Origin of the sequence: Castellaniella sp., assembly GCF_049673105.1 — a bacterium.
GTDB lineage: Bacteria > Pseudomonadota > Gammaproteobacteria > Burkholderiales > Burkholderiaceae_B > Castellaniella.
Genome location: NZ_JBATXG010000014.1, coordinates 21,697 through 47,164, shown reverse-complemented (window position 1 = coordinate 47,164; position 25,468 = coordinate 21,697). Strand labels below are relative to the sequence as shown.

Sequence of the window (25,468 nt, the reverse complement as noted above, 5' to 3'; positions counted from 1 at the left end):
ATGCCCCCCAACCCCCCCATCCCCGACTGGCGCGGCAAGCGCGTATGGCTGATCGGCGCGTCCAGCGGTATCGGACGCGCCTTGGCCGTATTGCTGCACGCACGTGGCGCACAGGTATGCGTATCGGCACGCCAACAGGATCTGCTTGACGCCTTCGGGCGCGAGCATCCCGGCAGCCAGGCGCTGGCGCTCGACGTGACCGACGCCCAGGCCGTCACCAGCGCGACGCAGCAGATTCTGGCCGGTGGCGCGCTGGATCTGGTGTGCTACTGCGCCGGACACTACCGCCCCATGTCGGTCGAAACGCTGGATCTGGCCGAACTGCTGCAGCATCAGCGCGTGAACGTCACGGGCGCGCTGCAGGTGCTCTGCGCCGTGGTGCCCGCGCTGCTGCAGGCGGCTGACGCGGGGCGCGCACCGCATCTGAGCCTGATAGCCAGCGTGGCCGGTTGGCGCGGTCTGCCGCAAAGCCTGGCCTATGGCCCCACCAAGGCGGCTCTGATCAATCTGGCGGAAAGCCTGTATCTTGATCTGCACCCCAAGGGAGTGGGCGTCAGCCTGATCAACCCCGGTTTTGTCGATACGCCGCTGACCGCGCAAAACCAGTTTTCCATGCCCGCACTCCTCACGCCCGAGCAGGCGGCGCAGGCCATCGTCCGCGGCTGGGAGCAAGGGAAATTCGAACTGCACTTTCCCAAACGTTTCACCGCTGTGCTCAAGCTCATGCGCTGCTTGCCGTATCGCTGGTATTTCCCCTTGGTACACCGTTTCACGGGGCTTTGAACATGCAGACTTCATTCCCGCCTGCTGACCGCGACAGGCAGGCCACGACCGAAGCCGCCACGCAGCGGCTGATCGAGCTTTACGAGCAGCTCTCGCCCACGCATCTGGCGATGCTGGACACCCTGTACGCACCCGAAGCACATTTCAAGGACCCGTTCAACGACGTGCGCGGCGTACGCGCCATCACGCAGATTTTCAGCCACATGTTCGCCACGCTGGATCAACCCCGCTTCACCGTCACCCAGCATCTGGTGCAGGGTGACCAGGCTTTTCTGTCCTGGGAATTCCGCTTTCGCATGCGCCGCTGGCGACCGCGTGTCGAGCAATGCATCCATGGCGCCACCCTGGTGCGCTTCGACACCCAGGGCCGCGTGATGCTGCACCGCGACTACTGGGACGCCGCCGAAGAGTTATATGAAAAAATCCCGCTGATCGGAACCCTGATGCGCTGGCTGCGCCAATCCGCCTCTGCCACCCGCTAGGATTCCGCGAAATGCCAACGCCCCCCCATACCGCCCGCCCCCATCCGCCAGCAATGGGCCCGAATGCCCTGGTCTGGCTGCGCCGCGACCTGCGCTGCGAAGACCATGCCGCGCTGTACCACGCACTGCGCCGCTTCAAGCGGGTGTACTGTGCCTTTGTGTTCGACACCGACATCCTGGACGCGCTGCCCAGCCGCCAAGACCGGCGCGTGGCATTCATCCACGCCGGCGTGCTGGAATTGCATCAGGCATTGCAGCAGCTGGCCGCGCGCAGCGGCGCCCCCGGCGGCGGACTGATCGTGCGTCATGGCCCGGCGCCGGACTGCATCGTGCAATTGGCCCAAGCACTGGGGGTGCAAGAAGTGCTGGTCAACCGCGACTACGAACCGCAGGCCATTGAACGCGACCAGCGCGTGGCCGACGCCTTGCTCGCGCTGGGCATCGGCTTCAGCGATTACAAGGACCAAGTGCTGCTGGAACGCAGCGAGGTACTGACCCAGCAAGGCGGCCCCTACAGCGTGTTCACGCCCTACAAGCGCGCCTGGCTGCAAAAACTGAATACGTTCCAGCTTACCCCCTACCCCGTCCACCGCTATGCTCACCACCTGGCGCCGCCACCCCAGGGGGAATACCTGCCAACATTGTCGGATCTGGGCTTCGCCTCGGCCAATCTGCAGGAATCGGCCCTGCCCACCGGCATGAGCGGCGCACAGCAATTGCTGCGCGACTTCGCACCGCGCATGGCGGCCTATCGCGAGGCGCGCGACTACCCCGGATACAAGGGCGTATCCTACTTGTCGGTACACCTGCGTTTCGGCACCGTGTCCATTCGCCAGCTCGCCGCACTGGCTGCCCAGCAGGCAGCCCAAGGCTGCGCGGGGGCTCAAACCTGGCTGTCCGAGCTGGCTTGGCGCGACTTCTATTTCATGATCCTGTGGCACCATCCGCGCGTGGTCACACAGTCGTTCAAACCCGAGTACGACCAGGTGCAGTGGGACGACGCGCCCGATCTGTGGCAAGCCTGGTGCGAGGCGCGCACCGGCTATCCCCTGGTCGATGCCGGCATGCGCCAGCTGCTGCAAACCGGCTATATGCACAACCGCCTGCGCATGGTGACGGCAAGTTTTCTGACCAAGGATCTGGGCATCGACTGGCGCCGGGGCGAGCGTTATTTTGCCCAGCACCTGAATGATTACGACCTGGCCGCCAACAACGGCGGCTGGCAATGGGCGGCTTCCACAGGCTGCGACGCACAGCCTTACTTTCGCATCTTCAACCCTATCACGCAGTCGCGGCGCTTCGACCCAGACGGCAAGTTCATTCGCCGCTATCTGCCGGAACTGGCGCATGTCCCCGATGCGCACATCCACTTTCCTGCCGCCATGAAGCCTGACGCCCTGGCGGCCTGCGGCCTGCGCCTGGGGGTAGACTACCCGCTGCCGATCGTCGACCACGCGCGCGCAAGAGAACGCACCCTGAGGCGCTTTTCGTTGCAGCCAGCCTGAGCGCCTGCCCGGCGAGGTGCGGCCGCTTGGGCGCTTGGCCGCGAAGCGCCTGCAAGGTCCCCGCAGATCGCGGGAATCTGTGACAGACCTGCCTACGGCAAGGGTCTCAGCAGCCGGTCCCGCACCAAAGTGCTCTTGCCGAACAGGCTCTCTACCATCTGCACGGCCGCTTTGGCGGTGCCGTTGCGCACATCCAGCGCCGGATTCAGCTCGACGATGTCCAGCGAAGCGACCCGACCGGTATCGGCCAGCATCTCCATGCACAGCTGAGCCTCGCGCCAGGTCGGCCCGCCCTGCACGGTGGTCCCCACACCGGGGGCATAGCCGGGGTCCAGAAAATCGACGTCGAAACTGACGTGAATGTGTGCATCTTCGGGCAGATCGGCCAGGGCGGCCTGCATCACTGCCCGCATGCCCAGTTCGTCGATCAGGCGCATGTCGTATACATCCAGGCCCTGCTCATGCACGAACAGGCGTTCCTGGGGATCGACGCTGCGGATGCCGATCATGCGCAGATCGCCGATCTGCACAGCGGGTCCCGATCCCCCCAGGTTCACCAGTTCATCCGGACCAAAACCGCACAGACAGGCGACCGGCATGCCGTGCATATTTCCGCTGGGCGTCAAGCTGGCCGTATTGAAATCCGTATGCGCATCCAGCCAGAATACCCGCAAAGGGCGCCCGATCCGTCGACAATGGCGGGCGACGGCGCCCACCGAACCGGCGCCCAGGCAGTGGTCCCCACCCAGCATGACCGGAATGCGGCCGGCCTGTAGCTGCGCCGTCACAGCCTCGAAAAGGAACTGGTTCCACTGCAGGACCTCGGGCAGATGACGATAGCCATCCCGCGCAGGCTGCCAGGGGTTGCCAGGGCCGCTCAGATTGCCGGCATCGACGACGCTCAGACCCTGCCGGATCAGCGCCCGCTCCAGGCCGGCCACGCGCAGCGCCTCCGGCCCCATCGAGGCGCCACGGGCGCCCGCGCCGATATCCGTCGGTGCGCCGATCAGGGCGGCTACCTTTCCTGTCATCATCGATCTCCCTAGTAGACTCAGGCCTCATGCGGGCAGGCCAGCGCCGCCTTTTCCATGCCTGCAGTCGTATCGGCAGACAGGTGCCGCATGGCGCCAAACAGATCCTTGGGATTGCCGGCTTGCGGCACCAGTTCGAACTCGCGACCGATCTGCAATGCCCGTGCTTGATCCCAAAGGAAACGCAAAGCGGAAAAATCTTCCAGCGCAAAACCGACGGAATCAAATATCGTGATCTCGGCATCGGACCGGCGGCCAGGGCGCCGTCCCGTCAGCACTTCCCAGAGCGGGATCACCGCATACGTGCTGGGCATCTGCTGGATCTCTCCCTCGATCCGGGACTGGGGCTCAAATTCCACGAACGTCGTGGCGCCCGACAGAATATCGGCATGCAATTCGGTCTTGCCCGGACAATCCCCGCCAACGGCATTGACGTGCACACCGGGCTGCACCATATCGGGCGTCAGGATCAATGCATTGGTCTTGTCCGCCGTGACGGTCGTGATGATATCCACCCCAGCCACCGCATCCTGCGTGCTACGGGCCAACTGGACATCCAGGCCTTGGACGCCTGCCAAATTCTGCTTCAGCTTATGGCTGGCTTCGGGATCAATGTCATAGATCCGCAACGTATCGATGCCCAGCAGATGATGAAAAGCCAGCGCCTGGAATTCGCTTTGAGCGCCATTGCCGATCAGTGCCATGGTATGGGCTTCTTTGCGCGCCAGGACGCGGGCGGCCATGACAGACGTGGCCGCCGTGCGCAGCGCGGTCGTCAGAGTCAGTTCACTCAACAGCAAGGGCCGACCGGTACTGACTTCCGCCAGTGCGCCAAACGCCATGACGGTGGGCAAGCCATGAGAAGGGTTGGAAGGGTGGCCGTTGACGAATTTGAAGGAATAGCGGTCCGCATCCGACGTCGGCATCAGTTCGATCACACCGACCGTGGAATGACTGGCCAGGCGGGCAATCTTTTCGAAAGACTCCCAGCGCACGAAATCATCCTGAATGTATCGGGACAACAGGTCCAGAGTCCTGCGGATATTCATACGAGCAACCAGCACGGCTACGTCGCTTGTCGTCAGCATCAATGCCATGATGCGCCTCCTGTCTGATTATTGTGTTTTGATCCGGCATCTTGAAATCCATGCGCATCCCTCGTTCGATCCACCGCAAATACCGCTTGATCAAGGACGGGGCCGAAGGGTTTCCGATCGGACTGAACTTATTATTCTTCAGAGGAGAGGCAATTCATATAGTCAATTTCTTACAAAAAACGATAATTCTTTGGACAAAATGTATGATGTTGATATCAATATGTCAGAAGCAGCTTTGGAATGGACTCCCTCGACCACCAAATCCTCTCTTATCTACGCAACGACGCCCGCCTCTCGGTGGCCACCTTGGCGAAAAAGCTGGGGGTATCGCGCGGTACCGTCTGCAACCGCATCGCCCGCATGGAACGCGATCACATCATCCTGGGCTATACCGTGCGCGTGCAGGCCGACGCCCAGCCGCAGGACATCAACGCCTGGATGAGCATCGCCATCGAAGGCCATGAAACGTCGCGCATCGTGCGCGACCTGACCGGAGAGCCCGCCGTATGGGCGCTGCATGACACCAACGGACGCTGGGATCTGCTGGCCGAACTGCGGGTCACCAGTATCGCCCAGCTATCCGACGCCCTGGAACGCATCCGCCTGATCAAGGGCATCTCGGCTACCGAAACCAGCCTGCACCTGAAGACCCGGCAACTGCGCTGACAGGGCTGCGCTACAGGCCAGCCGATCAGCCGCTGTTCGACTCGTGAGCGGTAGCGGTATCCACCGGAATTTCCGTGATCTTGGGCTCGTCCCAGGTTCCTTTGACTTGATAGCGCACCGTCATGGCCTTGGCCAGCGGCGTTTTCAATAGCCATTGCGTGACGAACGCCCCCAGGCCGATCAGCGGGTTGATGGCGATACCGGCTGCCAGGGCGGCGCCGCTGACGTCCAGATTGGGCACGATGACCGCCTGCAGATCCAGGGACTTGTCGACGATGCCCGCGCTGCCCTCCAGGAGAATGGTGCCGACCGAGCCGATGATCTTGTAATCATGCGCCCGGACGACACCTTGGCGCAGACTCATGGACCCGCGCAGTTGATCAAAGGGAAAGCCGTCCTTGGGCAGGCCCGTCAGCCCCTGTTCCAGATGGTTCAGGCGCGCGATGGACTGCAACGACAGGATTTCCAGCAATTTCCCGGTCTGCGACGCGAGCTTCAAGATGCGGCCCTTGTCGAGTTCGAGCTGCAAGGTGCCCCGCAGAGCGGTCTTGTCATGGTGCCACGGCAGGTCGCGCCAGGTGAGATCCGCTTTCAGGGAACCCTGGCCGCCCGACAGCATGTTGGGCCAGCCCGCGCGCGATAGCCACGCGCCCAGGTCCTGGGCCTTGACCGTCGCCTGCAGGCTCAGCCCCCTGTCCGGGCCGCGCAGACGCCAGGCGCCCGCCCCCTGCAGCCGGGCGTCATCATCCCCGATGCGCAGATGATTCAGCTGCCAGACTTGACGCGCGCTGTCACGCACGCCTTCCAAAGACAAGGCCCCCACGGTGCGCCCATACAGGCGCAGCTCGTCGGCCTGCAAGACCAGACCAGGGATCTCCAGATCATCGTCAAAACTGACATCGTCGTCAGAGGGTGGATCGGGTAGCAGAGAGCGCGTGTCCCTGGCATCATCTCCCAAGCTCAGACGGGCGAAGCGCCCCGCGACAGGGCCTTGCACCCGGCCATTGCGTTCACGCCATTTCAGGGTGCCCGTCGTTTGTTCGGAACGCAGATTCAGCGACCACTGCTCATCCTGTGTGCGCGTTACCCGCAACACCGCCTGATCCAGGCGCGTGAACTGCAAACGCAACTGATCCGCCTGAACGCTGAGCAAAGACAGATCCGGCCACAAAGGCCGCGCCGCCGAACGGGCACCAGCCCCTTGACCGCGTCTGGGGATGGAAAATTCATCCACGACATCATTCCAGAAATCCAGATCGATCAGCGGATAACGCAGCGCCAGCCGCAAGCCCGGCTCAGCCGCATCCGCCGCCTGCCCCACGCCGATCAGCACCTGCTGGAAATAGGGTCCGCGCCGCGTCTTTCGGACATGACGAAACCTCGTCGTAACCAGATCGCCCAAGCGCGCTTCCAGGACGTCGGCCTGCGTATCGGCATCGGTCCAGCGCACTTGCAGGGACCGCGCCTGGTCAGCGGGCTTGGCCAAGGGCGCTGGAAAATCCAGCCCCAGACCGCGCGTATCGGAATGCAATTGGAAGACGTAGGCATTGCCCTGCTGCGCCAATTGCGCCTGATAATCCAGCGCACCCGACAGACGGCTCATGCCCGGCACGCCGACAAAGGCGGCCAAGGCCTTGGCCGTCATGTGGCCCTGAAAGGACAAGCCCGCTGCTTTCGCGCCCCCCAAGGCCCCGCGCACCTGGACGGCGCCGCCCAGCAAGCGCGCCGCCAAAGGATGGGCCAGCTGCACGCCCTGTTCGCTGAAATGCAGGCTGCCGTCGATGGCCTCGAAGGGCGGCGCCTCCGGCATGAACTGCAGGCTGCCCTCATGCAGGTCGATACGCCCTTGCACCAAGGTCTCGTCCGTGCGCAACAGCGGAATGGTCAGAGACAAAGGCACCTGCCAGTCGCCGGAGGCCGATGCCTCGTCGAAGACCCCGTCGAGCAGGTGCGCGAGCGGCGTCTGCCGGATCAGGTGCATATAGGCGTCGCCGTCAGCGGCGCTATGGCCCGACACCTGCAGGGTGGCATCATGTTCCAGATCAGGAATTCTGGCCTGCACGCCGTTCAGGCGGATCACCTGCTCTGGGACGGGTTCCATCCACGCCGACGACGCCGTCAGACGCAGATCCATACGATGCAGATCCGCCGTGCCGTTCACATCCTGCAGCAGGGGCCAGCGTTGTTCCTGGGGTGCGTCCGGTACGAATTCGATCCGGGCGTCCCGGAAATCCCCCCGCACCTGGAAATCCCCCGCCTGCTGCCGCACGCCAAAAGGAAATTCAGCCAGATCCCCGCGCAGCAACCAATGGCCGTTGATGAGCGTACCCGCTTGCAGGCCTTTCGCCAGCCATTCCCGCGCATCGGCATCGACCTCGCGCGGCAAATACCGGTGGATCGCATTCAGCTTGGCGCGGGCGATGGTGCCCTGGAAATCCGCGGTGCCGGCCAGCCCTCCTTCATCCCACGTGCCCGCCCCCTGCAGAGCGATGTCGGGATTGCGCCAATCCAGGCGCTGCAGTTCCAGCCCCCAGCGGCCCGCATGCCGCACGCTGCCCCGCGCCGCCACCGCGCCAAAGGCCAAGGGCGCATCGAACCATTCCGCTTGCGTCAGCTGCGCGTCCTGGGCGCGCAGATCAAAGACCAGGCCGTCCGGGGCATCGTCGCCCCGAGCCAGCGCCCGCCATTGATCCAGCCCCCCCTGCAGCCACAGTTCCGCCTGCGGCACCTGTACGTTCCCGGTCTCCGGGGATTCCCAGCGCACGGACTGCAGACCCAGCAGCGCGGTCAATTGCGGCGTCTGTGGTCCGCTATTAGCCCAGAATTGCGCATCCAGCCGGCCCCGTTCCAGGGCTTGCGGCAGATCGACCCAGGGGCGCCAATCGCGCGCCCCGGCCCCGGCAAGCTGCAACCAGCCCTGCCAATCGGCATTTTTGCCCTGCGCCAGCGCCGCCGCATCGGCCACTATCTTGAGATTCAGACGGGCGTCGCCCGCCATCGGCGCCCGCGCCGACAGGGACAGCCCCCATGCTCCGGATCCCTGATGGCGCAAGACGACATGCGCATCGCGCAGCAGCATTTCGGGCGCCCCGCGCAACTGATCATCCCAGCGCACGGTGGCGTCCTGAAAGGCGATCAGGGGCTGAGCCAGCACCCATTGCAGCCACGCGGGAACCGCCGCCCCGTCGCCTGCCTGATCCGCGGTCAGTATCTGCCCCAACAGGCTGAGCCGCCCATCCGGCAAGCGGTCAAGGCCCAGATCCATGCCCCGCACCTGCAGGCGCAGCGCCCCCTGGCTGCCGGGCAGGATGGCAGCCCAGTTCAGCTCGGCCCGGACGCTGGGCGCCGCCAGCAGGTCGCGCCCCTGCGCATCGATGATCCGCACCTGGCTGAAATCGACCTGCGGGTTCCAGCCCCGCCAGGACACCTGGATCGGCCCCAGGGATACCTGCGCCCCCAGCGCCTGAGACAACTGCGCCGCAACCTGCGGACGCCAATCGTCCAGATGCGGCAGAATCAGGTAGCGTCCGGCCAGCAGCAACCCTGCCAGCCCGAAATACAGGCAGAGCAGTGCCGCGCACATGGGTCGCGACCAGACACAGGAAAGCTTTGAAATGAATTGGCGCATGCCGGTTTTTGCAGTATGTTAAAGCCCCCTGCCACCCGGCTGCACCGGGCCCAGTTTCACCGAATCACTGATGGATCCGATGTCCCGAGCCATTATAGAGCCCGCCCTGCACTGGTCCGGCGTCCTGCGGCGCCACCTGGCCGCCCACCCTGGCGAACAGGCCCGGCTGCTGGATGATAGCGCCGAACCTCTGGCACGCAGAACGATTCAGGCCTGGTACGACCAGGAATTGAACCTGCCTGCCGGACAGACGCCCGATCGCCCCGCCCTGCAACAAGCCCTGCGCCGACTGCGCCGGCGCGTTTTCCACACCCTGATGGTGCGCGATATCGCCGGGCTGGCGCCGCTGCACGAAGTCGTGGCCGCCATGTCGACCCTGGCAGACCTGGCGATCGGCCAGGCCTACGCCTGCGCCATGCGCACACTGATGGACATCCACGGTGTGCCGCGCCACCCCGCCACCGGCGAACCCCAGGACATGCTGATCCTGGGCATGGGCAAGCTGGGCGGCAAGGAATTGAACGTCTCGTCCGACATCGACCTGATCATGCTGTACGACGAGGAAGGCGAAACCGATGGCCGCCGGCGCATCAGCCACCACGAATTCTACGGCAGGGTCTGCCGGCTGATGATGCCCATCCTGTCGGAACTGGATGCCGACGGCTATGTCTTTCGCACCGACCTGCGGCTGCGCCCCGACGGCGACAGCGGCCCGCTGGCCTGGAGCCTGCCCGCCCTGGAAAACTACCTGGTATCCCAGGGCAGGGAATGGGAACGCTATGCCTGGCTGAAGGCCCGCCTGATCCCCTGTCCGCTGTTTGACGAAAGCGCCTTCACCACCCAGGCGCAGACGCTGGAATCCCTGCGCCGGCCATTTGTTTATCGCAAATATTTCGATTTCGACACGCTATCGTCCCTGCGCGGTCTGCGGGAACGTATCCGCACCGACTGGCAGCGGCGCGCCCAGGCGCGCCACGGCGTCGACACACGGCACAATATCAAGCTGGGCGAAGGCGGCATCCGGGAAATCGAATTCGTGATCCAGCTAAACCAGCTGATCCGGGCCGGTCGCCAGCCTTCGCTGCAACAGCGCAATCTGCTGGCCGCCTTGCACAAGCAGCAACGCGCCGGCATCCTGGACAGCGACCAGGCCCGTGGCCTGGAAGCCGCCTACGTCTATCTGAGACGCGTCGAGCACCTGCTGCAATACCGCGAAGACGAACAGACCCACCTGTTGCCCCATGACACCAGCGGGCTGGCTGCGCTGGCCCAGGCGCTGGGGCACCCGGACACGACCGCGTTCCAGACGACCCTGGAAGAGCATCGGGCGTATGTATCCCGCTGCTTCCAGGACGCTTTCCGCATCGCCGGCATGGGGGGCGATGCGACAGCCGAGGACACGCCCGCCGCCCCCGACGCCGGCTCCGCTGCGCTGTCGGACACACAGGCGCAAGACATGCAAGTTCGCATCGACGCCCTGCTGGACAGCCATCGCATCCAGAGCCTGCCGCGCACCAGCCGGCAACGGCTGCAGGCGCTGCTGCCCGGCCTGATGCAGGCCGCTACCCGGACGGACGATCCCCCCGCCACCCTGCAGCGCCTGCTGAATCTGGTCGAACACATCGCCCAGCGCAGCGCCTACCTGGCGCTGCTGGCCGAATACCCGGAAACCCTGGCTCGCGTGGCCCGCATCGTCAGCGCCAGCCCCTGGGCGTCCCAGTACCTGAGCCGCTACCCCCTGCTGCTCGACAGCCTGATCGAATGGCGCAGCCTGATGCAGGCCCCTGATTTTCCGGCCATCGCCGAACAATTGCGCAGCGACCTGGACGCCTGCGTGCTGCCCGACGGCCAGCCTGACGTCGAGCAGCAGATGAACCTGATGCGCGACGTGCAGCATCAGGTGACCTTCCAGCTGCTGGCCCAGGATCTCGAAAGCGTCATCAGCGTCGAGGGCCTGGCCGACCACCTGTCCGCGCTGGCCGACCTGATGCTGGCCGAGGCGATCTACCGGGTCTGGCCCCAGGTGCTGCCGCGCGAGCGCCGTGCCGACCCTGGCACGCCCCGCTTCGCCATCATTGCCTACGGCAAGCTGGGCGGCAAGGAAATCGGCTACGCATCCGACCTGGATCTGGTCTTCCTGTACGACGACCCCGATCAGGACGCGGGCGAACGCTACGCCAAGCTGGGGCGCCGGGTGGCCTCGTGGCTGTCTACCTTGACCTCATCGGGCCGCCTGTACGAAATCGATCTGCGTCTGCGCCCGGACGGCGACGCCGGCCTGCTGGCGCTGCCCATCGACGCCTTTGAACACTATCAACTGAATCAGGCATGGCCTTGGGAACATCAGGCCCTGACCCGCGCCCGCTTTGTCGCGGGAGACGCCGCCATCGGCGCCCGTTTCGAGGACATCCGCCAGCGCATTCTGCTGCTGCCCCGCGATCCGGATGCCCTGCGCCGCGACGTCCTGAGCATGCGCGACAAAATCTCCCAGGGACACCCCAACCGCAGCGAGGACTTCGATCTGAAGCACGATCGGGGCGGCATGGTGGACATCGAATTCATCACGCAGTTTCTCGTGCTCAGCCAATCGGGCGCGCATCCGGAACTGCTGGGCAATCTGGGGAATATCGCGCTGCTGGGGCTGGCCGCACAGGCAGGCCTGGTGCCAGGCCTGCTGGCCGCCGAGGTCGCGGACGCGTACCGGGTATTCCGGCGCCGGCAGCATGCGCTACGGCTGCAGGGGGCGGAAAAAGCGCGGGTGCCGGCGGATGAATTCCAGCGGGAACGGGACGCGGTGCGGGCATTGTGGGGCCAGGTGCTGGAAACCGCCTCCCGCCCTTGATCGAGCGCGAGGCGCAACATTTTGTTGCTCAAGGAATGTTAAGGATGTCTGGACGCCCGCCTGCCTGATCGCTATCCTGCGTTCAGTCTTTCAAACCTCAAGGAGCACAGCATGGGCATTATCGGCATGATCATCGTGGGTTTCATCATCGGTCTGATCGCCCGGGCCATTATGCCTGGCGAACAGAAACTGGGCATCATCATGACCACGATCCTGGGGGTCGTGGGGTCGGTCGTCGCAGGCTACCTGGGGGCGGCCCTGGGCCTGTACCAGGCAGGACAAGGCGCCGGCTGGATCGGCTCCATCGTCGGCGCCCTGATCGTGCTGTGGATCTACGGCATGATTGCCAAACGGGCCTGAACGGCGCTTCAGGCCTTCAGCGCGGCGGCCACGGACTCGGACATCGGGGTCGTGGGCCGGCCGATCAGTTTCGAGAGCTGGCGGCCATCGTCGTACAGCGCTCCCCGGGACGCGTCGGCGTCCCAGCCGGCGATCGCTTCCGCCAGGCCCTGCGGCAGGCCGTGGCCCGCCAGGATGGCGGCGTAGTCGGCCACGGGCAGGTTCCGGTAGGGAATCGTCAGGCCTGACTGGCGCGAGATTTCCGCTGCCAGATCGTCCAGTGTGTAGGCGGCGTCGCCGGCCAGTTCATAGGTTTTCCCTTCGTGACCTGCGGTCGTCAGGGCCACGGCGGCCGCTTCGGCATAGTCGGCGCGCGCGGCCGAGGCAATCCGGCCCTGGCCGGCGCTGCCGACCAGGGCGCCGCCCGCCAGCGCACCCACGACGGAACCCATGTAGTTTTCGGTGTACCAACCGTTGCGCAGGATCGTCCAGGCCAGGCCGGAATCCTTCAGCATCTGCTCGGTTTCCCGGTGTTCGCCCGCCAGGCTCAGCGCCGACGTATCGGCGCGCAGCAGGCTGGTGTAGACGATGCGACGCACGCCCGCCGTCCGAGCGGCATCAATCGCATGGCGGTGCTGTACGGCGCGGCGGCCGACTTCGCTGGAAGAAATCAGCAGCAGGGTATCCACGCCGGCCAGGGCCGCCGCCAGGGTCTGCGGTTGATCGTAGTCGGCCGCATGCGCCTCGATGCCCAGGTCGGACGCCTTGGCCGGCGTGCGCGCCAGCGCGCGCAATTGGGAAGGCGACACGCGGGTCTTCAGGTGTTCGATAACGAGGCGGCCCAGTTGTCCGGTGGCGCCGGTGATGGCGATAGTCATGTGAATTCATCCGTGAATGTGAACGTGATGCCACTCTAATCCATAAACAAACTTTTAGTAAGTACGTACAAAAATGTTAGTATGCGTTTGTTGATCCAATCCATTCCTCAATGGGAACCGCCTGCACGGCGCTCCCCCGATGACCAGGCCTTTGCCATGAACGATTCGCCGTCCGATCCCCCTTTGTCGCTATCCCAGCGGTTGCGCCCCGGCAATCTGCTGGCGACCGACTGCCCTTCGCGCGAAGTGCTCAAACACGTCACCAGCCGCTGGGGCGTGCTGGTCCTGATCGTTCTGGAAACGCGGATGCACCGCTTCAGCGAACTGCGCCGCGCCATCGGCGGGGTCAGCGAACGCATGCTGGCGCAGACCTTGCAGTGGCTGGAAGGCGACGGGCTGGTGCTGCGCACCGCCCTGGAAGTCGTGCCGCCCCACGTCGAATACAGCCTGACCCCGTTGGGCCGCGAAGCGGCCGAAAAAGTGCGCGTCCTGGCCGACTGGATCGAGCACAATCTGCCGCGCATCCATCAGGCGCAATCCTGACAGGGACGACACAACCGACGCGCCCTACAGATGCGGACACAGCCGCGAATGCAAACCGGGACGTCTCCCGCCCATCGAACCCCCACGCAGGATTCATGAACAGGAGACGGCCCGGCGCATGCGAGCGCGGCCGACCGAACGCTTACTGCAGCGTGCGTTCGAAGACGAACTTCTCGCCGTCCCAATCCACCGGCACCACATCGCGCGGGCCAAATGTGCCGTCCAGGATCAGGCGGGCGACGGGGTTTTCCAGATACTGCTGGATAGCGCGTTTCAAGGGTCGCGCGCCGAACACCGGATCGTAGCCGACCCGCGCCAGTTCCTTGATCGCATCGTCGGTGACCTCTAGACGCATTTCATGCTGGGCCAGGCGTTCGGCCAGGCGCTTCAATTGAATCCGCGCAATGGGTTCGATGTGGGTGGCATCCAGGCCGTGAAAGACCACGATCTCGTCGATCCGGTTCAGAAATTCAGGTCGGAAAGCGGTTTTCAGTTCGTCGCGGATGACTTCCTTGACCACGTCATAGGGCTGGTCCGCCAGATTCTGGATATGCTGCGACCCGATGTTCGAGGTCATGATGATCACCGTGTTGCGGAAATCCACGGTGCGCCCCTGGCCATCGGTCAAACGGCCATCGTCCAGCACCTGCAACAGCACGTTGAAGACATCCGGGTGCGCTTTTTCGATTTCGTCCAGCAGAATCACGCTATAGGGTTTGCGCCGCACGGCCTCGGTCAGGTAGCCGCCTTCCTCGTAGCCGACATAGCCCGGAGGCGCGCCGATCAGACGGGCCACGGAATGTTTTTCCATGAACTCGCTCATGTCGATGCGCACCAGATGGCTGTCCGAATCGAATAGAAAACGCGCCAGCGCCTTGGTCAATTCGGTCTTGCCAACCCCGGTCGGCCCCAGAAACAGGAACGAACCATAGGGCCGGCTGGGGTCGGACAGGCCCGCGCGTGAACGGCGGATGGCTTCGGACACCAGGCGCACGGCCTCGTCCTGGCCCACGACACGCTCGTGCAATACCGCTTCCATGCCCAGCAGTTTCGCGCGTTCGCCCTGCATCATGCGCGACACGGGAATGCCGGTCGCTCGCGAGACGACCTCGGCGATTTCCTCGGCGCCCACCTGGGTGCGCAAAAGGCGCGGCTTGCCGGATTCCGCATCCTTCGGGGCGGCTTCCGCCGCTTTCAGCCGGGATTCCAGTTCGGGCAAACGCCCGTATTGCAGTTCCGCCAATTTGTCGTACTGGCCCCTGCGCTGCAGATCGGCCATTTCCGCGCGAACCTGGTCGATTTCCTCTTTCACGGCCTGCGAACCCTGGACAGCGGCCTTTTCCGCTTTCCAGACTTCTTCGTAGTCGTTGTATTCACGCTGCAGGGTTTCGAGTTCTTCCTCGATGGCCTTCAAGCGGCGTTCGGATGCCTCGTCGGTATCCTTGCGCACGGCCTCGCGCTCGATCTTCAGCTGAATGATGCGCCGGTCCAGCCGATCCATGACTTCGGGCTTGGAATCGATTTCCATGCGGATGCGGGCCGCCGCCTCGTCGATCAGGTCGATGGCCTTGTCCGGCAGGAAACGATCGGTGATGTAGCGATGCGACAATTCCGCCGCCGCGACGATGGCCGGATCGGTGATCTGTACACCGTGGTGCAGTTCATAGCGTTCCTGCAGGCCGCGCAAAATGGCGATGGTGGATTCCACATCGGGCTCGTCGACCAGCACCTTCTGGAAGCGCCGTTCCAGCGCCGCGTCCTTTTCGATGTACTGGCGGTACTCGTCCAGCGTCGTGGCGCCCACGCAATGCAGTTCACCGCGCGACAGAGCGGGCTTGAGCATATTGCCGGCGTCCATCGCGCCTTCGGCCTTGCCGGCGCCCACCATGGTGTGCAGTTCGTCGATGAAAACGATGGTCTGGCCCGAATCCTGGGATAGTTCCTTCAACACGGCCTTGAGGCGTTCCTCGAATTCGCCGCGATATTTGGCACCCGCCAGCAGGCCGGCCAGGTCCAGCGTCAGGACGCGCTTGCCCTTCAGGGTTTCCGGGACCTCGCCATTGACGATGCGCTGCGCCAGGCCTTCGACGATGGCGGTCTTGCCCACGCCGGGCTCGCCGATCAGCACCGGGTTGTTTTTCGTGCGGCGCTGCAGGATCTGGATGGTGCGGCGGATTTCGTCGTCGCGCCCGATCACGGGGTCGAGCTTGCCCTCGCGGGCGCGGGCAGTCAGGTCCAGGGTGTATTTTTTCAAGGCCTGGCGGTTGTCCTCGTCTTCCGCACCTTCCACGGTCGCGCCGCCGCGCACCGCGTCGATCGCGGCTTCCAGGGCCTTGCGCTGCAGGCCGGCATCCCGTAATGCACGGCCTACATCGCCTTTGTCATCGGCCAGGGCCAGCAGGTAGAGTTCGCTGGCGATGTAGGCGTCGCCGCGCTGACCGGCTTCTTTGTCGGTGCGCGCCAGGGCGGCCTGCAGATCGCGGCTGACCTGGATATTGCCCTCGGTGCCCTGGACAGCAGGCAAGGCCTTGATCTGGCGGTCCAGCTCGGCTTGCAGGCGCGGCACCGCCACGCCGGCCCGCGCCAGCAGGCTGCCTGCGCCGCTGTCCGCGTCGGCCAGCAGGGCCGACAGCAGATGGGCATTTTCAATATAGGGATGGTCTTGGCGTACGGCCAGACTTTGGGCGTCGGCCAGCGCCTGCTGAAATTTCGTCGTCAGTTTGTCGAATCGCATGAGTGGAACCCCTTATTGGGAAGGGACGCATACGCCCCGATATGCGATGTATATGCGGGTAATCAGGGGGTTTTCAAGACACGACGAACGCAATCATCACCGCACCAGCCCCGCCCCTTTCAGCCAGTGCCGCGACAGGTCTTCGGCGGCCAGATCCGCCGATCGGCCGGCGGCGGATGCCCAGTTGTTCCAGCAGACATAGGGCACCCGGCCCGACGCCAGCGCCAGGGTCACGTGTGCCAAACACCATGACCCCACATGCACGGCGCATGCCCATGCACGGGAATCCCGTTCCATTGAGAAAAATCAATCCCCCGCCAGATAAATCCGCCGTCCGGCAGCCGGCGGCCATACCCGGGGTTTACCCTGGCATGACAGCCAGACACATCTGATTCAAGGCCACCCTTCCCGACTATAAAGAACTGCCATGACTTCACACCAGGACTGGGACCCCCGCGCCCCGGACGTGCTCGCCGACCCGATCGCCGCCTACGACGCCATGCGCCAGCGCTGCCCGGTGGCCCACAGCGACTATCTGCATCACTCTGTCTTTCGTCACGCCGACGTGATGCGCATCCTGATGGACCCGGCCACCTTCAGCAGCCAGGCGTCGCGCCATGTGTCGGTACCCAACAGCATGGACCCGCCGGAACACACCGCCTACCGCGCGGTGATCGAACCCTACTTCGGCCCGGATCGCATCGCTGACTTCGAACCCACCTGCCGTCGGATCTGCACCGAACTGGTCGCCGCCCTGCCGCGCAATGCCAGCACGGAAATCATGTTCGGTCTGGCGCACCCCTTTGCCTTGCGCATGCAATGCGCCTTTCTGGGCTGGCCCGACAGCCTGCACGAACCGCTGCTGCAGTGGATCAACAAGAAAAACGTCGCGACCCTGTCGGGCGACAGCCATGCCATCGCCGCTGTGGCCACGGAATTCGACCAAACCATCCGCGATCTGCTGAAAGTCCGCCGCCAGGCGGGCGCACAGGCCCCGGATGACGTCACGACCCGCCTGATGCATGAAACCGTTCAGGGCAGATTGCTGACCGAAGACGAGATCGTCAGCATCCTGCGCAATTGGACGGTCGGCGAACTGGGCACCATGGCCTCCAGCGTGGGCATCATCGCCTCATATCTGGCGACCCACCCCGATGTGCAGGACCAGTTGCGCCGTGATCCGGCCCTGGTCGGCGCAGCGAACGATGAAATCCTGCGCATCCATGCCCCCCTGATCGCCAACCGCCGCACCCCGACCTGTCCGGTACAGGTCGGCAACACCCGGATTCAGCCGGGCGAGCGCCTGACGCTGATCTGGGCTTCGGCCAATCGGGACGAGGCCGTGTTCGGCGATCCCGACGCATTCCGGCTGGACCGCGACCCGGCCCTGAACCTGCTGTACGGCGCCGGCATCCATGTCTGCCCCGGCGCCCCGCTGGCCCGCCTGGAACTCGTCGCCATCATCCAGGCGCTGTTGGCGAATACCCGGTCGCTGGCGCCCAGTGAAGAGCACCCGCCCATGCCGGCCATTTACCCGGCCAGCGGCTATCGACAGGTGATCCTGAGGCTGCGGCACGACTGACCGCCCGGCATTCGTGGCCAGGATGAAACACGGCATAAGCTCATCACGGATTCTCATACCAAGCCACAGTAATATCCGGCCCGGCAAGACTACAATTCAAGCATGAACCATTCGGGGCGGTCGCCGCTCCGGTTTTTCCTGGGACCTGCTTGCCATGTGTCAGCTATTGGGCATGAATTGCGCCACGCCGACGGACATCACGTTTTCCTTTACGGGCTTTGCTGCTCGAGGCGGCGACACCGACCACCACGCGGATGGCTTTGGCATCGCCTTTTACGAAAACCGTGGTTCGCGCTGCTTTCTGGACAACGCCCCCTGCTGCCAATCGCCCGTGGCCGATCTGATCAAGCGCTACCCGATCAAATCGCGCAACGTCATCGCCCATATCCGCAAAGCCACCCAGGGCGCGCTGGAACTGGAAAACTGCCACCCCTTTGTGCGCGAACTCTGGGGACGCCACTGGCTGTTCGCCCACAATGGCGACCTGAAATCCTTCCATCCCGCCTTGCGCGGCGATTACCTGCCCATCGGCCAGACCGACAGCGAACGCGCCTTTTGTTTCATGATGGAAGGACTGCGCACGCGATTCGGCGCCAGCGAACCTGATGAGCAAGAGCTCTTTGCCGCCGTGGCCGACATGACGAAAAAACTGACCCGCTACGGCGTATTCAATTTTCTGCTGTCCAACGGGCGCTGCATGGTGGCGCACTGCTCCACCCAACTGACCTACATCGTGCGGGCATGGCCCTTTCAAGAAGCCCGCCTGGTCGATACAAACATGGCGGTGGACTTCGCCCACGTCACGACCAGCAGCGATTGCGTGGCCATCATCACCACCAAGCCGCTGACCGACAATGAAACCTGGACCGCCTTTCGCACCGGCGAACTGATGATGTTCATCGACGGCCATCCGCAGCCCAGCATGCAGATCGACATCCCCGACGACATCCAGCGCAGCAACCGGGAAAATCTGGCCTGCGCCTGACACAGGACAACCGTCCAGGCCACCGATGCCCTGTACCCAATGTCCTATGATGATGTCATGAGCGATACCCCCACCGACAACGACCCGCGCCCGATCGAACCCATCGAGCCCGATCTGAACGAATGCTGCGGCAACGGCTGCTGCCCCTGCGTGTTCGACACCTATGCCGAAGCAAAACGCAGCTGGCAGCAAGACATAAAGGCCTGGGAAGAGCGCCACCCGGACCTGGTGAAAGACGCCGCCGGGTCCTGAACCAGCCCACCGGCATGATGCCGGGGTGGCTCGCTGCACCGCCCCGCGCACGATCCACAGGAACCCGCGCTGCGCATAGGGTTCCTGCCCGTTTTCAGCCTGGTCATTTTTATAATCTGACTTTCCGATTCATCTTTTCAGGAATGATGCACCGTGGCTTCCGACGCTATCCCCATGTTTGCCGAAAACACCTATCCCCTTGATGCGCGGGGCATCGCCAAACGCTTCCGGCATGCCGCCATCTTCGGCGCCCTGTCGGCCCTGCAGCCGGGCGAAACCATGCGTTTCTGCAACGATCACGACCCCCTGCCGCTGCTGCAGCAGCTGAAAAACCATTTCGGCGAAAACATCCAGTTCGAATATCTGGCCCGCAATCCGGGCGAAATCGTCATCGATTTCCATATCGTGCCCTGAACGCCCCGCCAGTTACGCCGTTTGGCGCACACCCAGCCACCTGCTCCGGTGGCTTTTTTTTTGCCTGCCAGCAGCATCACGGGCCATCAGCGTCGCGGTGATCCATGCAGCATGTGCGCTGCTTTCCGGCCTTCACCGAAGAACATCTTCGCCACTTAACTCATATCAAGCCTATCGAAGAAAGTCGGGTCTCATGCTTGATGACACCATATATTGTGTTTAGTATTCACACAAACACAATATATAGAGGTTAACAGCATGACTTCACCGGCCCAGATTCAGGCTGACCCGCGCCCTGTTCCGCAGATCGACGTGATCCGCTCCATCGACGAATACCTGCAGCAACAAGACTGGCGCGTCAACGCCAATGCCAACCAGGGCTATTCCCTGGGCGGGTTGATCCTGAACACGTCCGGCAAGATGATCGCCAACTACTGGCTCAGCCACGTCTACCCGGAATCCATCGGCCAGGCCCACCGCCAGGGCGATCTGCACATCCACGACCTGGACATGCTGTCGGGCTACTGCGCCGGCTGGTCGCTGCGCACCCTGCTGACCGAGGGCCTGAACGGCGTGCCGGGCAAGGTCGAATCCGCGCCGCCGCGCCGCATGTCCAGCGCCGTGGGTCAGATCGTCAATTTTCTGGGCACACTGCAAAATGAATGGGCGGGCGCACAGGCCTTCAGCTCCTTTGACACCTACATGGCCCCCTTCATCCGCAAGGACGCCATGAGCTACGAGCAGGTGCGCCAGTGCATGCAGGAACTGATCTACAACCTGAACGTGCCTTCGCGCTGGGGTACGCAGACGCCCTTCACCAACCTGACCTTCGACTGGGTCTGCCCGGAAGACCTGCGCGGCCAGGTGCCGGTGATCGGCGGCCAGGAAATGCCCTTTTCCTACGGCGACCTGCAAGCCGAAATGGACATGGTCAACCAGGCCTACATCGAAGTCATGATGGCCGGTGACGCCAAGGGGCGCGCCTTCACTTTTCCCATTCCGACCTACAACATCACGCCGGATTTCGACTGGCACAGCCCCAATGCGGAACGGCTGTTCGACATGACGGCGAAATACGGTCTGCCCTATTTCCAGAACTTCATCAATTCGGAACTCAAGCCCAATATGATCCGGTCCATGTGCTGCCGCCTGCAACTGGACCTGCGCGAACTGCTGAAACGCGGCAACGGCCTGTTCGGCTCGGCGGAACAGACGGGTTCGCTGGGCGTGGTGACGATCAACTGCGCCCGCCTGGGCTATCTGCACCGGGGCGACGAAACCGCCCTGTTCGCGCGGCTGGACGAGCTGCTGGTCCTGGGCCGCCAAAGCCTGGAAATCAAGCGCCGCGTCATCCAGGACCTGATGGACGACGGTCTGTTCCCCTATACCCGCCGCTATCTGGGCACATTGCGCAATCACTTTTCCACCCTGGGGGTGAACGGCATCAATGAAATGATCCGCAACTTCACGGCGGACGCGCACGACCTGAGCAGCCCCTGGGGCCACGCCTTCGCCGTGCGTCTGCTGGATCACGTGCGCGCCCGCATGATCGAATTCCAGGAAACCACCGGCCATCTGTACAACCTGGAAGCCACGCCCGCCGAGGGCACCACCTACCGCTTCGCCAAGGAAGACCGCGCCCGCTGGCCCGACATCCTGCAGGCCGGCACGCACGACATGCCCTATTACACGAACTCGTCGCAGCTGCCGGTGGGCTTCACAGACGACCCTTTCGAGGCGCTGGAGCGCCAGGACGAGCTGCAGCGCAAATACACGGGCGGCACCGTATTGCACCTGTACATGACCGAACCGCTGTCTTCGGCCAAGGCCTGCCGCGAACTGGTGCGCCGCACGCTCAGCCGCTTTTCCCTGCCCTACATCACGATCACGCCGACCTTTTCCATCTGCCCCAAGCACGGCTACCTGCCGGGCCGGCACGAATTCTGCCCCCAGTGCGACGACGAGCTGATCGCCCGCAAGCACAACAGCCGGGCCAGCGCGCCAGCGCTTGCACCGGGCGCTGCTACGCCCCCGACGCAGGCCGGACAGGCGATCTACGCCCACTGAGTCATCCCGGCTCGGTCGTGCGCCCATCTTCTGACTCACCCCATTTTCCGTCCGGACCACGGTCCGATTTCATCCGCCCCTCAGGAGCACATCACCATGTCCAACACCCACCTCACTCTGAACGACGCCGAACGCCAGCCATGCGAAATCTGGACCCGCGTCATGGGCTACCACCGCCCCGTCTCGTCCTTCAACATCGGCAAGAAAGGCGAGTTCCACGAACGCCGCTTCTTCGTCGAGCGTCCTGCCGACCCAGCGACAGGCGCCCGCACGGCCTGATCCGGAGCCCGCCATGCACGCCGCCGACCTTGCCCGACACGCCGCAGCCGCCAGCGACGGGGGTGAACCCGCCAAGCGCCCGGTTCACCAGCGCATCCGCGCCACGCCGCCGGCCGGCGTCCCGCAACTCAAGGTCGGCGGCCTGACGCCCTTCACCGCCACTGACTTCCCCGGCCTGCTGGCCGCAGTGGTCTTCGTGCAGGGCTGCCCCTGGCGCTGCGGCTATTGCCACAACCCGCATCTGCAGCCGCGCACCGCCGCCAGCCCTCTGGACTGGACCGACATCATGGCGTTCATGCGCCGCCGGGTCGGCCTGATCGACGGCGTGGTCTTCAGCGGCGGCGAACCCACGATGGACCCCGGCCTGGATCAGGCCATCCGCCAGGCGCGCAGCCTGGGGTACCGCATCGGCCTGCACACCGGAGGCACCCACCCGCGCCGACTGGCGCAAGTGCTGCCTCTGCTGGATTGGGTAGGCCTGGATATCAAGACCGGTTTCGAGCACTACGAACGTGTCACACAGGTAGCCGGCAGCGGCGCGCCGGCCCGCGCCAGCCTGCAAGCCGTGCTGGACAGCGGCGTGAACTTCGAATGCCGCACCACCGCGCACCCGGATCTGATCAGCTCAGAGGAATTGCTGGCGTTGGGCCGCTCGCTGGCGAACCTGGGCGTGTCGAACTACGCGGTGCAGATCTTTCGCCCTCAGGGCTGCGCTGATGGCGCCTTGAACGCGCAAGGGCAATCCCTGCAAGACTGGCCGGGCGATGCCACCCGAGCAGCACTGACAGCGATGTTTGCTTCGTTTCAGATCCGGCGTCCTTGATCCGTCGGCCCCTGGCCCGTGCAGCCCCTATCCCAGCACACGCCGTACCCGCTGCGTCAGACCGGCCAACACATCATTGGCGATGGTGCTGGACGACCAGGAGACCTCGTCCACAGACGGCCCGCCCACGCCCCACAGCACGACAGGCGAACCAATATCCGCCGCCGGCACAGAATCCAGATCGACGGACAGCATATCCATGGACACCCGCCCCACCACGCGGGTATGGACCCCGGCCACCGTGATCGGCGTGCCGGTGATGGCATGGCGGGGATAACCATCTGCATAGCCGCAGGCCACGATACCCACCCGCATATCGCGATCCGTGCGAAAGGCGTGACCATAACCGATGGCTTGCCCCGCAGGCAGGACATGGGTGCTGATCAGTTCGGATGTGAGCGTCATGGCGGGCTGCAAATCCAGGGATTCGGCATTCCGGCCCACATAAGGCGACGCCCCGTACAGGCAGATGCCGGGCCGCACCCACTGCTCGTCCCCCGGCACGGCGGCGGCCAGGCCAGGATCCAGGACCGCCGCCGAATTGCAGACGCTGGTCGGCCCCGGCAGATCCGCGGCCAATCGGGTAAAGCAGGCCAATTGATCCCGCGTCACGAGCAGATCGTCATCCGCGCGGGCAAAATGGGTCATTTTGCCGACGGCACCCAGCATGCCGCGCTGCTGCAAGGCCCGCGCTTGATCGTAGGCCGCACGGAATTCCTGCGGCTGAAACCCCAAGCGATGCATGCCGGAATTGAGCATCACATGGGCATCGATGCTGCCCGGCCCCGACCAGGCGGCCAGCATGGCAAGCTGGGCCTGGCTATGCAGCACCGTACTGATGCCATGCCGGGCCATCACGTCCAGGTCCGATGAGCGGAAGAAGCCTTCCAGCAACAGGATCGGTCGCTGCCAGCCCAGTTCCCGGCAGCGAAGCGCCTCATGCAGATCCAGCAGGGCCAGGCCGTCGGCCTGGGCAAAACCTTGTACGGCGGCTTCCAGACCATGCCCATACCCATAGGCTTTGACGACCGCCCAGATCCGGGCGGGCTTTCCGGCGGCACCGCTGCGCAGCCGGTGGGCCACCACCTGCAGGTTATGCGCCAGAGCCGGAATATGGATCGTGGCCAGAATCGGGCGTGACATGGCTTTCCCCCCACAAAAAAAACCCTCGCCGCGCCGCGACCCGCCAGGCAGTCTTAGGCGACGCCGGCGGCCTGGCGTCCGCGCTGGCGAAAACCCTGGCGGATGTCCTCCGGCACCAGGGAACCGCCGGTGCTCCAGATCACATGGGTGGCCTGATCCATGACGGAAGCCAGCCCCTGGCTTTGCAGATAGGCCCGGCCCTGCGGCGTATCCAGCACCTGCAGCGGCCCGCGCAAGCCGGTCGCCGCCGACGGTTCGATATAGATGCCCTCGGTGTCTTCCAGGCGCCAGGCGTCGGCATAGAAGGTGTCTTCGGCCACGGTGAACACCCCCGACAGCAAGGACGCCATCAAGGGCGCCACCAGCGGCGAGGCCAGCCCCACCGCCAGCCCGTCGGCATCGGTGCGATTGTCCAGACCGACGTCATAAACCGACACCGGCTGCTGCACGCCGCAGGCCAACTGCACCAGCATGCAGGGCGACGCTGTCGGCTCGACGAAAAACCCGTGCACGTGCGCCCCGAACAGCCGTTTCAGGCCATACAGAATCCCGCCCGGCGCACCGCCGACCCCGCAGGGCAGATAGACGAACAGCGGATGCTCGGCGTCCACCCGGCGGCCTGCCGTCTGCAGCTGCGCCTGCAATTCATGCGCGGCAGCCGCATACCCCAGGAACAAGGCCTCGGAATGCTCGTCATCGACGAAATGCATCAGCGGATCGGCCTGGGCAATGGCCCGCCCCGCCGCCACGGCTGCCGCATAATCCCCTTGGTGTTCGACGACTTCGATGCCGCGCGCCCGCAGGCGCTGTTTTTTCCATTCCTTGGCGTCCGCCGACATGTGCACCACTGCGCGCAGCCCCAGGCCCGCGCCGATCAGGCCGATGCTCAGGCCCAGATTACCGGTGCTGCCCACCGCGACGGCATGGCGCCCCAGCACGGCTTGAGCCGCCGGACCGGCCAATACCAGACGGTCCGCCCCATCCGGCAGCAAGTCGGCTTCGGCGGCGATCCGTTCCGCCAAAGACAGGATTTCATGAAAACCGCCCCGCGCCTTGACCGAACCGGCCACCGGCAAGGCATCGTCGCGCTTCAGCAGCCAGGCGCCGGCGACCGGCGCGCGGGTCAAGGCATCCCGCAAATGGGGGATCGCCGTCAACGGCGACGACAAGCGACCGCCGCCCGCCTGCAGTTCGGGAAACATCTGCGCCAACAAGCCGGCGCAACGGGTGAAGCGGTCTTCGGCGATCTGAGGATCCAGGCCGGTTTGTCGGCCATCAGCCTGAGGGTCATAGCCGGGATTCAGCCAAAGCAAGGGCTGACCTTGCGTCAGCCCCGCTGGCAGGCCGGGGTATCGGGCCTGAGAAATATTCGTCATGCATTGCTCCTGTGACGCG

At 64.4% G+C, this 25,468-nt stretch carries 22 protein-coding genes; 14 read left to right on the top strand and 8 right to left on the bottom strand.

Annotation, left to right across the window (positions count from 1 at the left end; translation table 11 throughout):
* Genes WBF69_RS04845 through WBF69_RS04835 form a run of 3 tightly spaced genes read left to right on the top strand, consistent with a single transcriptional unit; the run spans window position 1 to window position 2,770 of the window.
* Window positions 1-783, top strand: coding sequence for an SDR family NAD(P)-dependent oxidoreductase (locus tag WBF69_RS04845; protein WP_424261781.1), 783 nt, complete (start codon window positions 1-3; stop codon window positions 781-783).
* A 2-nt stretch (window positions 784-785) separates the two neighbouring features.
* Window positions 786-1,265: a nuclear transport factor 2 family protein gene (locus WBF69_RS04840; RefSeq protein WP_322998648.1), complete on the top strand. Its 480-nt coding sequence runs from the start codon at window positions 786-788 to the stop codon at window positions 1,263-1,265.
* A 53-nt stretch (window positions 1,266-1,318) separates the two neighbouring features.
* Window positions 1,319-2,770 (top strand): cryptochrome/photolyase family protein, encoded by a 1,452-nt coding sequence (locus WBF69_RS04835; RefSeq protein WP_424261919.1) that lies wholly within the window; start codon window positions 1,319-1,321, stop codon window positions 2,768-2,770.
* A 92-nt stretch (window positions 2,771-2,862) separates the two neighbouring features.
* Here WBF69_RS04835 and rocF read toward each other — a convergent pair whose 3' ends face one another.
* Both rocF and WBF69_RS04825 read right to left on the bottom strand, forming a co-directional pair.
* Window positions 2,863-3,804: an arginase gene (gene rocF / locus WBF69_RS04830; RefSeq protein ID WP_424261778.1), complete on the bottom strand. Its 942-nt coding sequence runs from the start codon at window positions 3,802-3,804 to the stop codon at window positions 2,863-2,865.
* Window positions 3,805-3,821: 17 nt separating this feature from the next.
* On the bottom strand, window positions 3,822-4,898 hold the full coding sequence (locus WBF69_RS04825) for an ornithine cyclodeaminase (protein ID WP_424261776.1): 1,077 nt from the start codon (window positions 4,896-4,898) through the stop codon (window positions 3,822-3,824).
* Between the two features lie 240 nt (window positions 4,899-5,138).
* Between WBF69_RS04825 and WBF69_RS04820 the strand changes: the two genes are divergently transcribed.
* The gene (locus tag WBF69_RS04820; RefSeq protein ID WP_323017073.1) at window positions 5,139-5,564 is read left to right on the top strand and encodes an Lrp/AsnC family transcriptional regulator; all 426 of its coding nucleotides are present in this window, start codon (window positions 5,139-5,141) and stop codon (window positions 5,562-5,564) included.
* 25 nt (window positions 5,565-5,589) lie between these two features.
* On the opposite strand, the gene WBF69_RS04815 is transcribed toward WBF69_RS04820, so the two are convergent.
* Window positions 5,590-9,147 carry a YhdP family protein gene (locus WBF69_RS04815; RefSeq protein WP_424261774.1) on the bottom strand — a complete coding sequence of 1,186 codons (3,558 nt, stop codon included), beginning with the start codon at window positions 9,145-9,147 and terminating at the stop codon, window positions 5,590-5,592.
* A 124-nt stretch (window positions 9,148-9,271) separates the two neighbouring features.
* Here WBF69_RS04815 and glnE point away from each other — a divergent pair, with 124 nt between their 5' ends.
* Both glnE and WBF69_RS04805 read left to right on the top strand, forming a co-directional pair.
* The gene (gene glnE / locus WBF69_RS04810; protein ID WP_424261772.1) at window positions 9,272-12,034 is read left to right on the top strand and encodes a bifunctional [glutamate--ammonia ligase]-adenylyl-L-tyrosine phosphorylase/[glutamate--ammonia-ligase] adenylyltransferase; all 2,763 of its coding nucleotides are present in this window, start codon (window positions 9,272-9,274) and stop codon (window positions 12,032-12,034) included.
* A gap of 111 nt (window positions 12,035-12,145) precedes the next feature.
* Window positions 12,146-12,394: a GlsB/YeaQ/YmgE family stress response membrane protein gene (locus WBF69_RS04805; protein WP_424261770.1), complete on the top strand. Its 249-nt coding sequence runs from the start codon at window positions 12,146-12,148 to the stop codon at window positions 12,392-12,394.
* A gap of 8 nt (window positions 12,395-12,402) precedes the next feature.
* Here WBF69_RS04805 and WBF69_RS04800 read toward each other — a convergent pair whose 3' ends face one another.
* Window positions 12,403-13,251 (bottom strand): SDR family oxidoreductase, encoded by an 849-nt coding sequence (locus WBF69_RS04800; protein WP_424261768.1) that lies wholly within the window; start codon window positions 13,249-13,251, stop codon window positions 12,403-12,405.
* Window positions 13,252-13,407: 156 nt separating this feature from the next.
* On the opposite strand from WBF69_RS04800, the gene WBF69_RS04795 reads away from it, so the two are divergent.
* Window positions 13,408-13,794 (top strand): winged helix-turn-helix transcriptional regulator, encoded by a 387-nt coding sequence (locus WBF69_RS04795; protein ID WP_424261766.1) that lies wholly within the window; start codon window positions 13,408-13,410, stop codon window positions 13,792-13,794.
* A 142-nt stretch (window positions 13,795-13,936) separates the two neighbouring features.
* On the opposite strand, the gene clpB is transcribed toward WBF69_RS04795, so the two are convergent.
* Entirely contained in the window at window positions 13,937-16,528 is a 2,592-nt protein-coding gene (gene clpB / locus WBF69_RS04790) for an ATP-dependent chaperone ClpB (RefSeq protein WP_424261764.1), read from the bottom strand.
* Window positions 16,529-16,624: 96 nt separating this feature from the next.
* Window positions 16,625-16,771 (bottom strand): hypothetical protein, encoded by a 147-nt coding sequence (locus WBF69_RS04785; protein ID WP_424261762.1) that lies wholly within the window; start codon window positions 16,769-16,771, stop codon window positions 16,625-16,627.
* A 184-nt stretch (window positions 16,772-16,955) separates the two neighbouring features.
* Between WBF69_RS04785 and WBF69_RS04780 the strand changes: the two genes are divergently transcribed.
* The 7 genes from WBF69_RS04780 to WBF69_RS04750 all read left to right on the top strand — a co-directional run bounded on the left by WBF69_RS04780 (window position 16,956) and on the right by WBF69_RS04750 (window position 22,930).
* Complete coding sequence (locus tag WBF69_RS04780) at window positions 16,956-18,110, top strand: cytochrome P450 (RefSeq protein WP_424261760.1); 1,155 nt, start codon at window positions 16,956-16,958, stop codon at window positions 18,108-18,110.
* Between the two features lie 154 nt (window positions 18,111-18,264).
* Window positions 18,265-19,095 (top strand): class II glutamine amidotransferase, encoded by an 831-nt coding sequence (locus tag WBF69_RS04775; protein ID WP_424261758.1) that lies wholly within the window; start codon window positions 18,265-18,267, stop codon window positions 19,093-19,095.
* Window positions 19,096-19,152: 57 nt separating this feature from the next.
* Window positions 19,153-19,347: an oxidoreductase-like domain-containing protein gene (locus tag WBF69_RS04770; RefSeq protein ID WP_424261756.1), complete on the top strand. Its 195-nt coding sequence runs from the start codon at window positions 19,153-19,155 to the stop codon at window positions 19,345-19,347.
* Between the two features lie 174 nt (window positions 19,348-19,521).
* Entirely contained in the window at window positions 19,522-19,761 is a 240-nt protein-coding gene (locus WBF69_RS04765; RefSeq protein WP_043681763.1) for a DUF2249 domain-containing protein, read from the top strand.
* Between the two features lie 258 nt (window positions 19,762-20,019).
* Window positions 20,020-21,828 carry a ribonucleoside triphosphate reductase gene (locus WBF69_RS04760; RefSeq protein WP_424261754.1) on the top strand — a complete coding sequence of 603 codons (1,809 nt, stop codon included), beginning with the start codon at window positions 20,020-20,022 and terminating at the stop codon, window positions 21,826-21,828.
* Window positions 21,829-21,924: 96 nt separating this feature from the next.
* A complete protein-coding gene (gene nrdD / locus WBF69_RS04755) occupies window positions 21,925-22,107 on the top strand; it encodes an anaerobic ribonucleoside-triphosphate reductase (RefSeq protein ID WP_424261752.1) in 183 nt (60 codons plus the stop codon).
* A 13-nt stretch (window positions 22,108-22,120) separates the two neighbouring features.
* Window positions 22,121-22,930, top strand: a complete 810-nt coding sequence (locus tag WBF69_RS04750; protein WP_424261750.1) for an anaerobic ribonucleoside-triphosphate reductase activating protein — start codon at window positions 22,121-22,123, stop codon at window positions 22,928-22,930.
* Window positions 22,931-22,957: 27 nt separating this feature from the next.
* Here the strand turns inward: WBF69_RS04750 and alr are convergent, their stop codons facing one another.
* Window positions 22,958-24,073, bottom strand: coding sequence for an alanine racemase (alr, locus tag WBF69_RS04745; RefSeq protein WP_424261748.1), 1,116 nt, complete (start codon window positions 24,071-24,073; stop codon window positions 22,958-22,960).
* A 53-nt stretch (window positions 24,074-24,126) separates the two neighbouring features.
* Window positions 24,127-25,449: a D-serine ammonia-lyase gene (locus tag WBF69_RS04740; RefSeq protein ID WP_424261746.1), complete on the bottom strand. Its 1,323-nt coding sequence runs from the start codon at window positions 25,447-25,449 to the stop codon at window positions 24,127-24,129.
* Window positions 25,450-25,468: the final 19 nt, after the last annotated feature.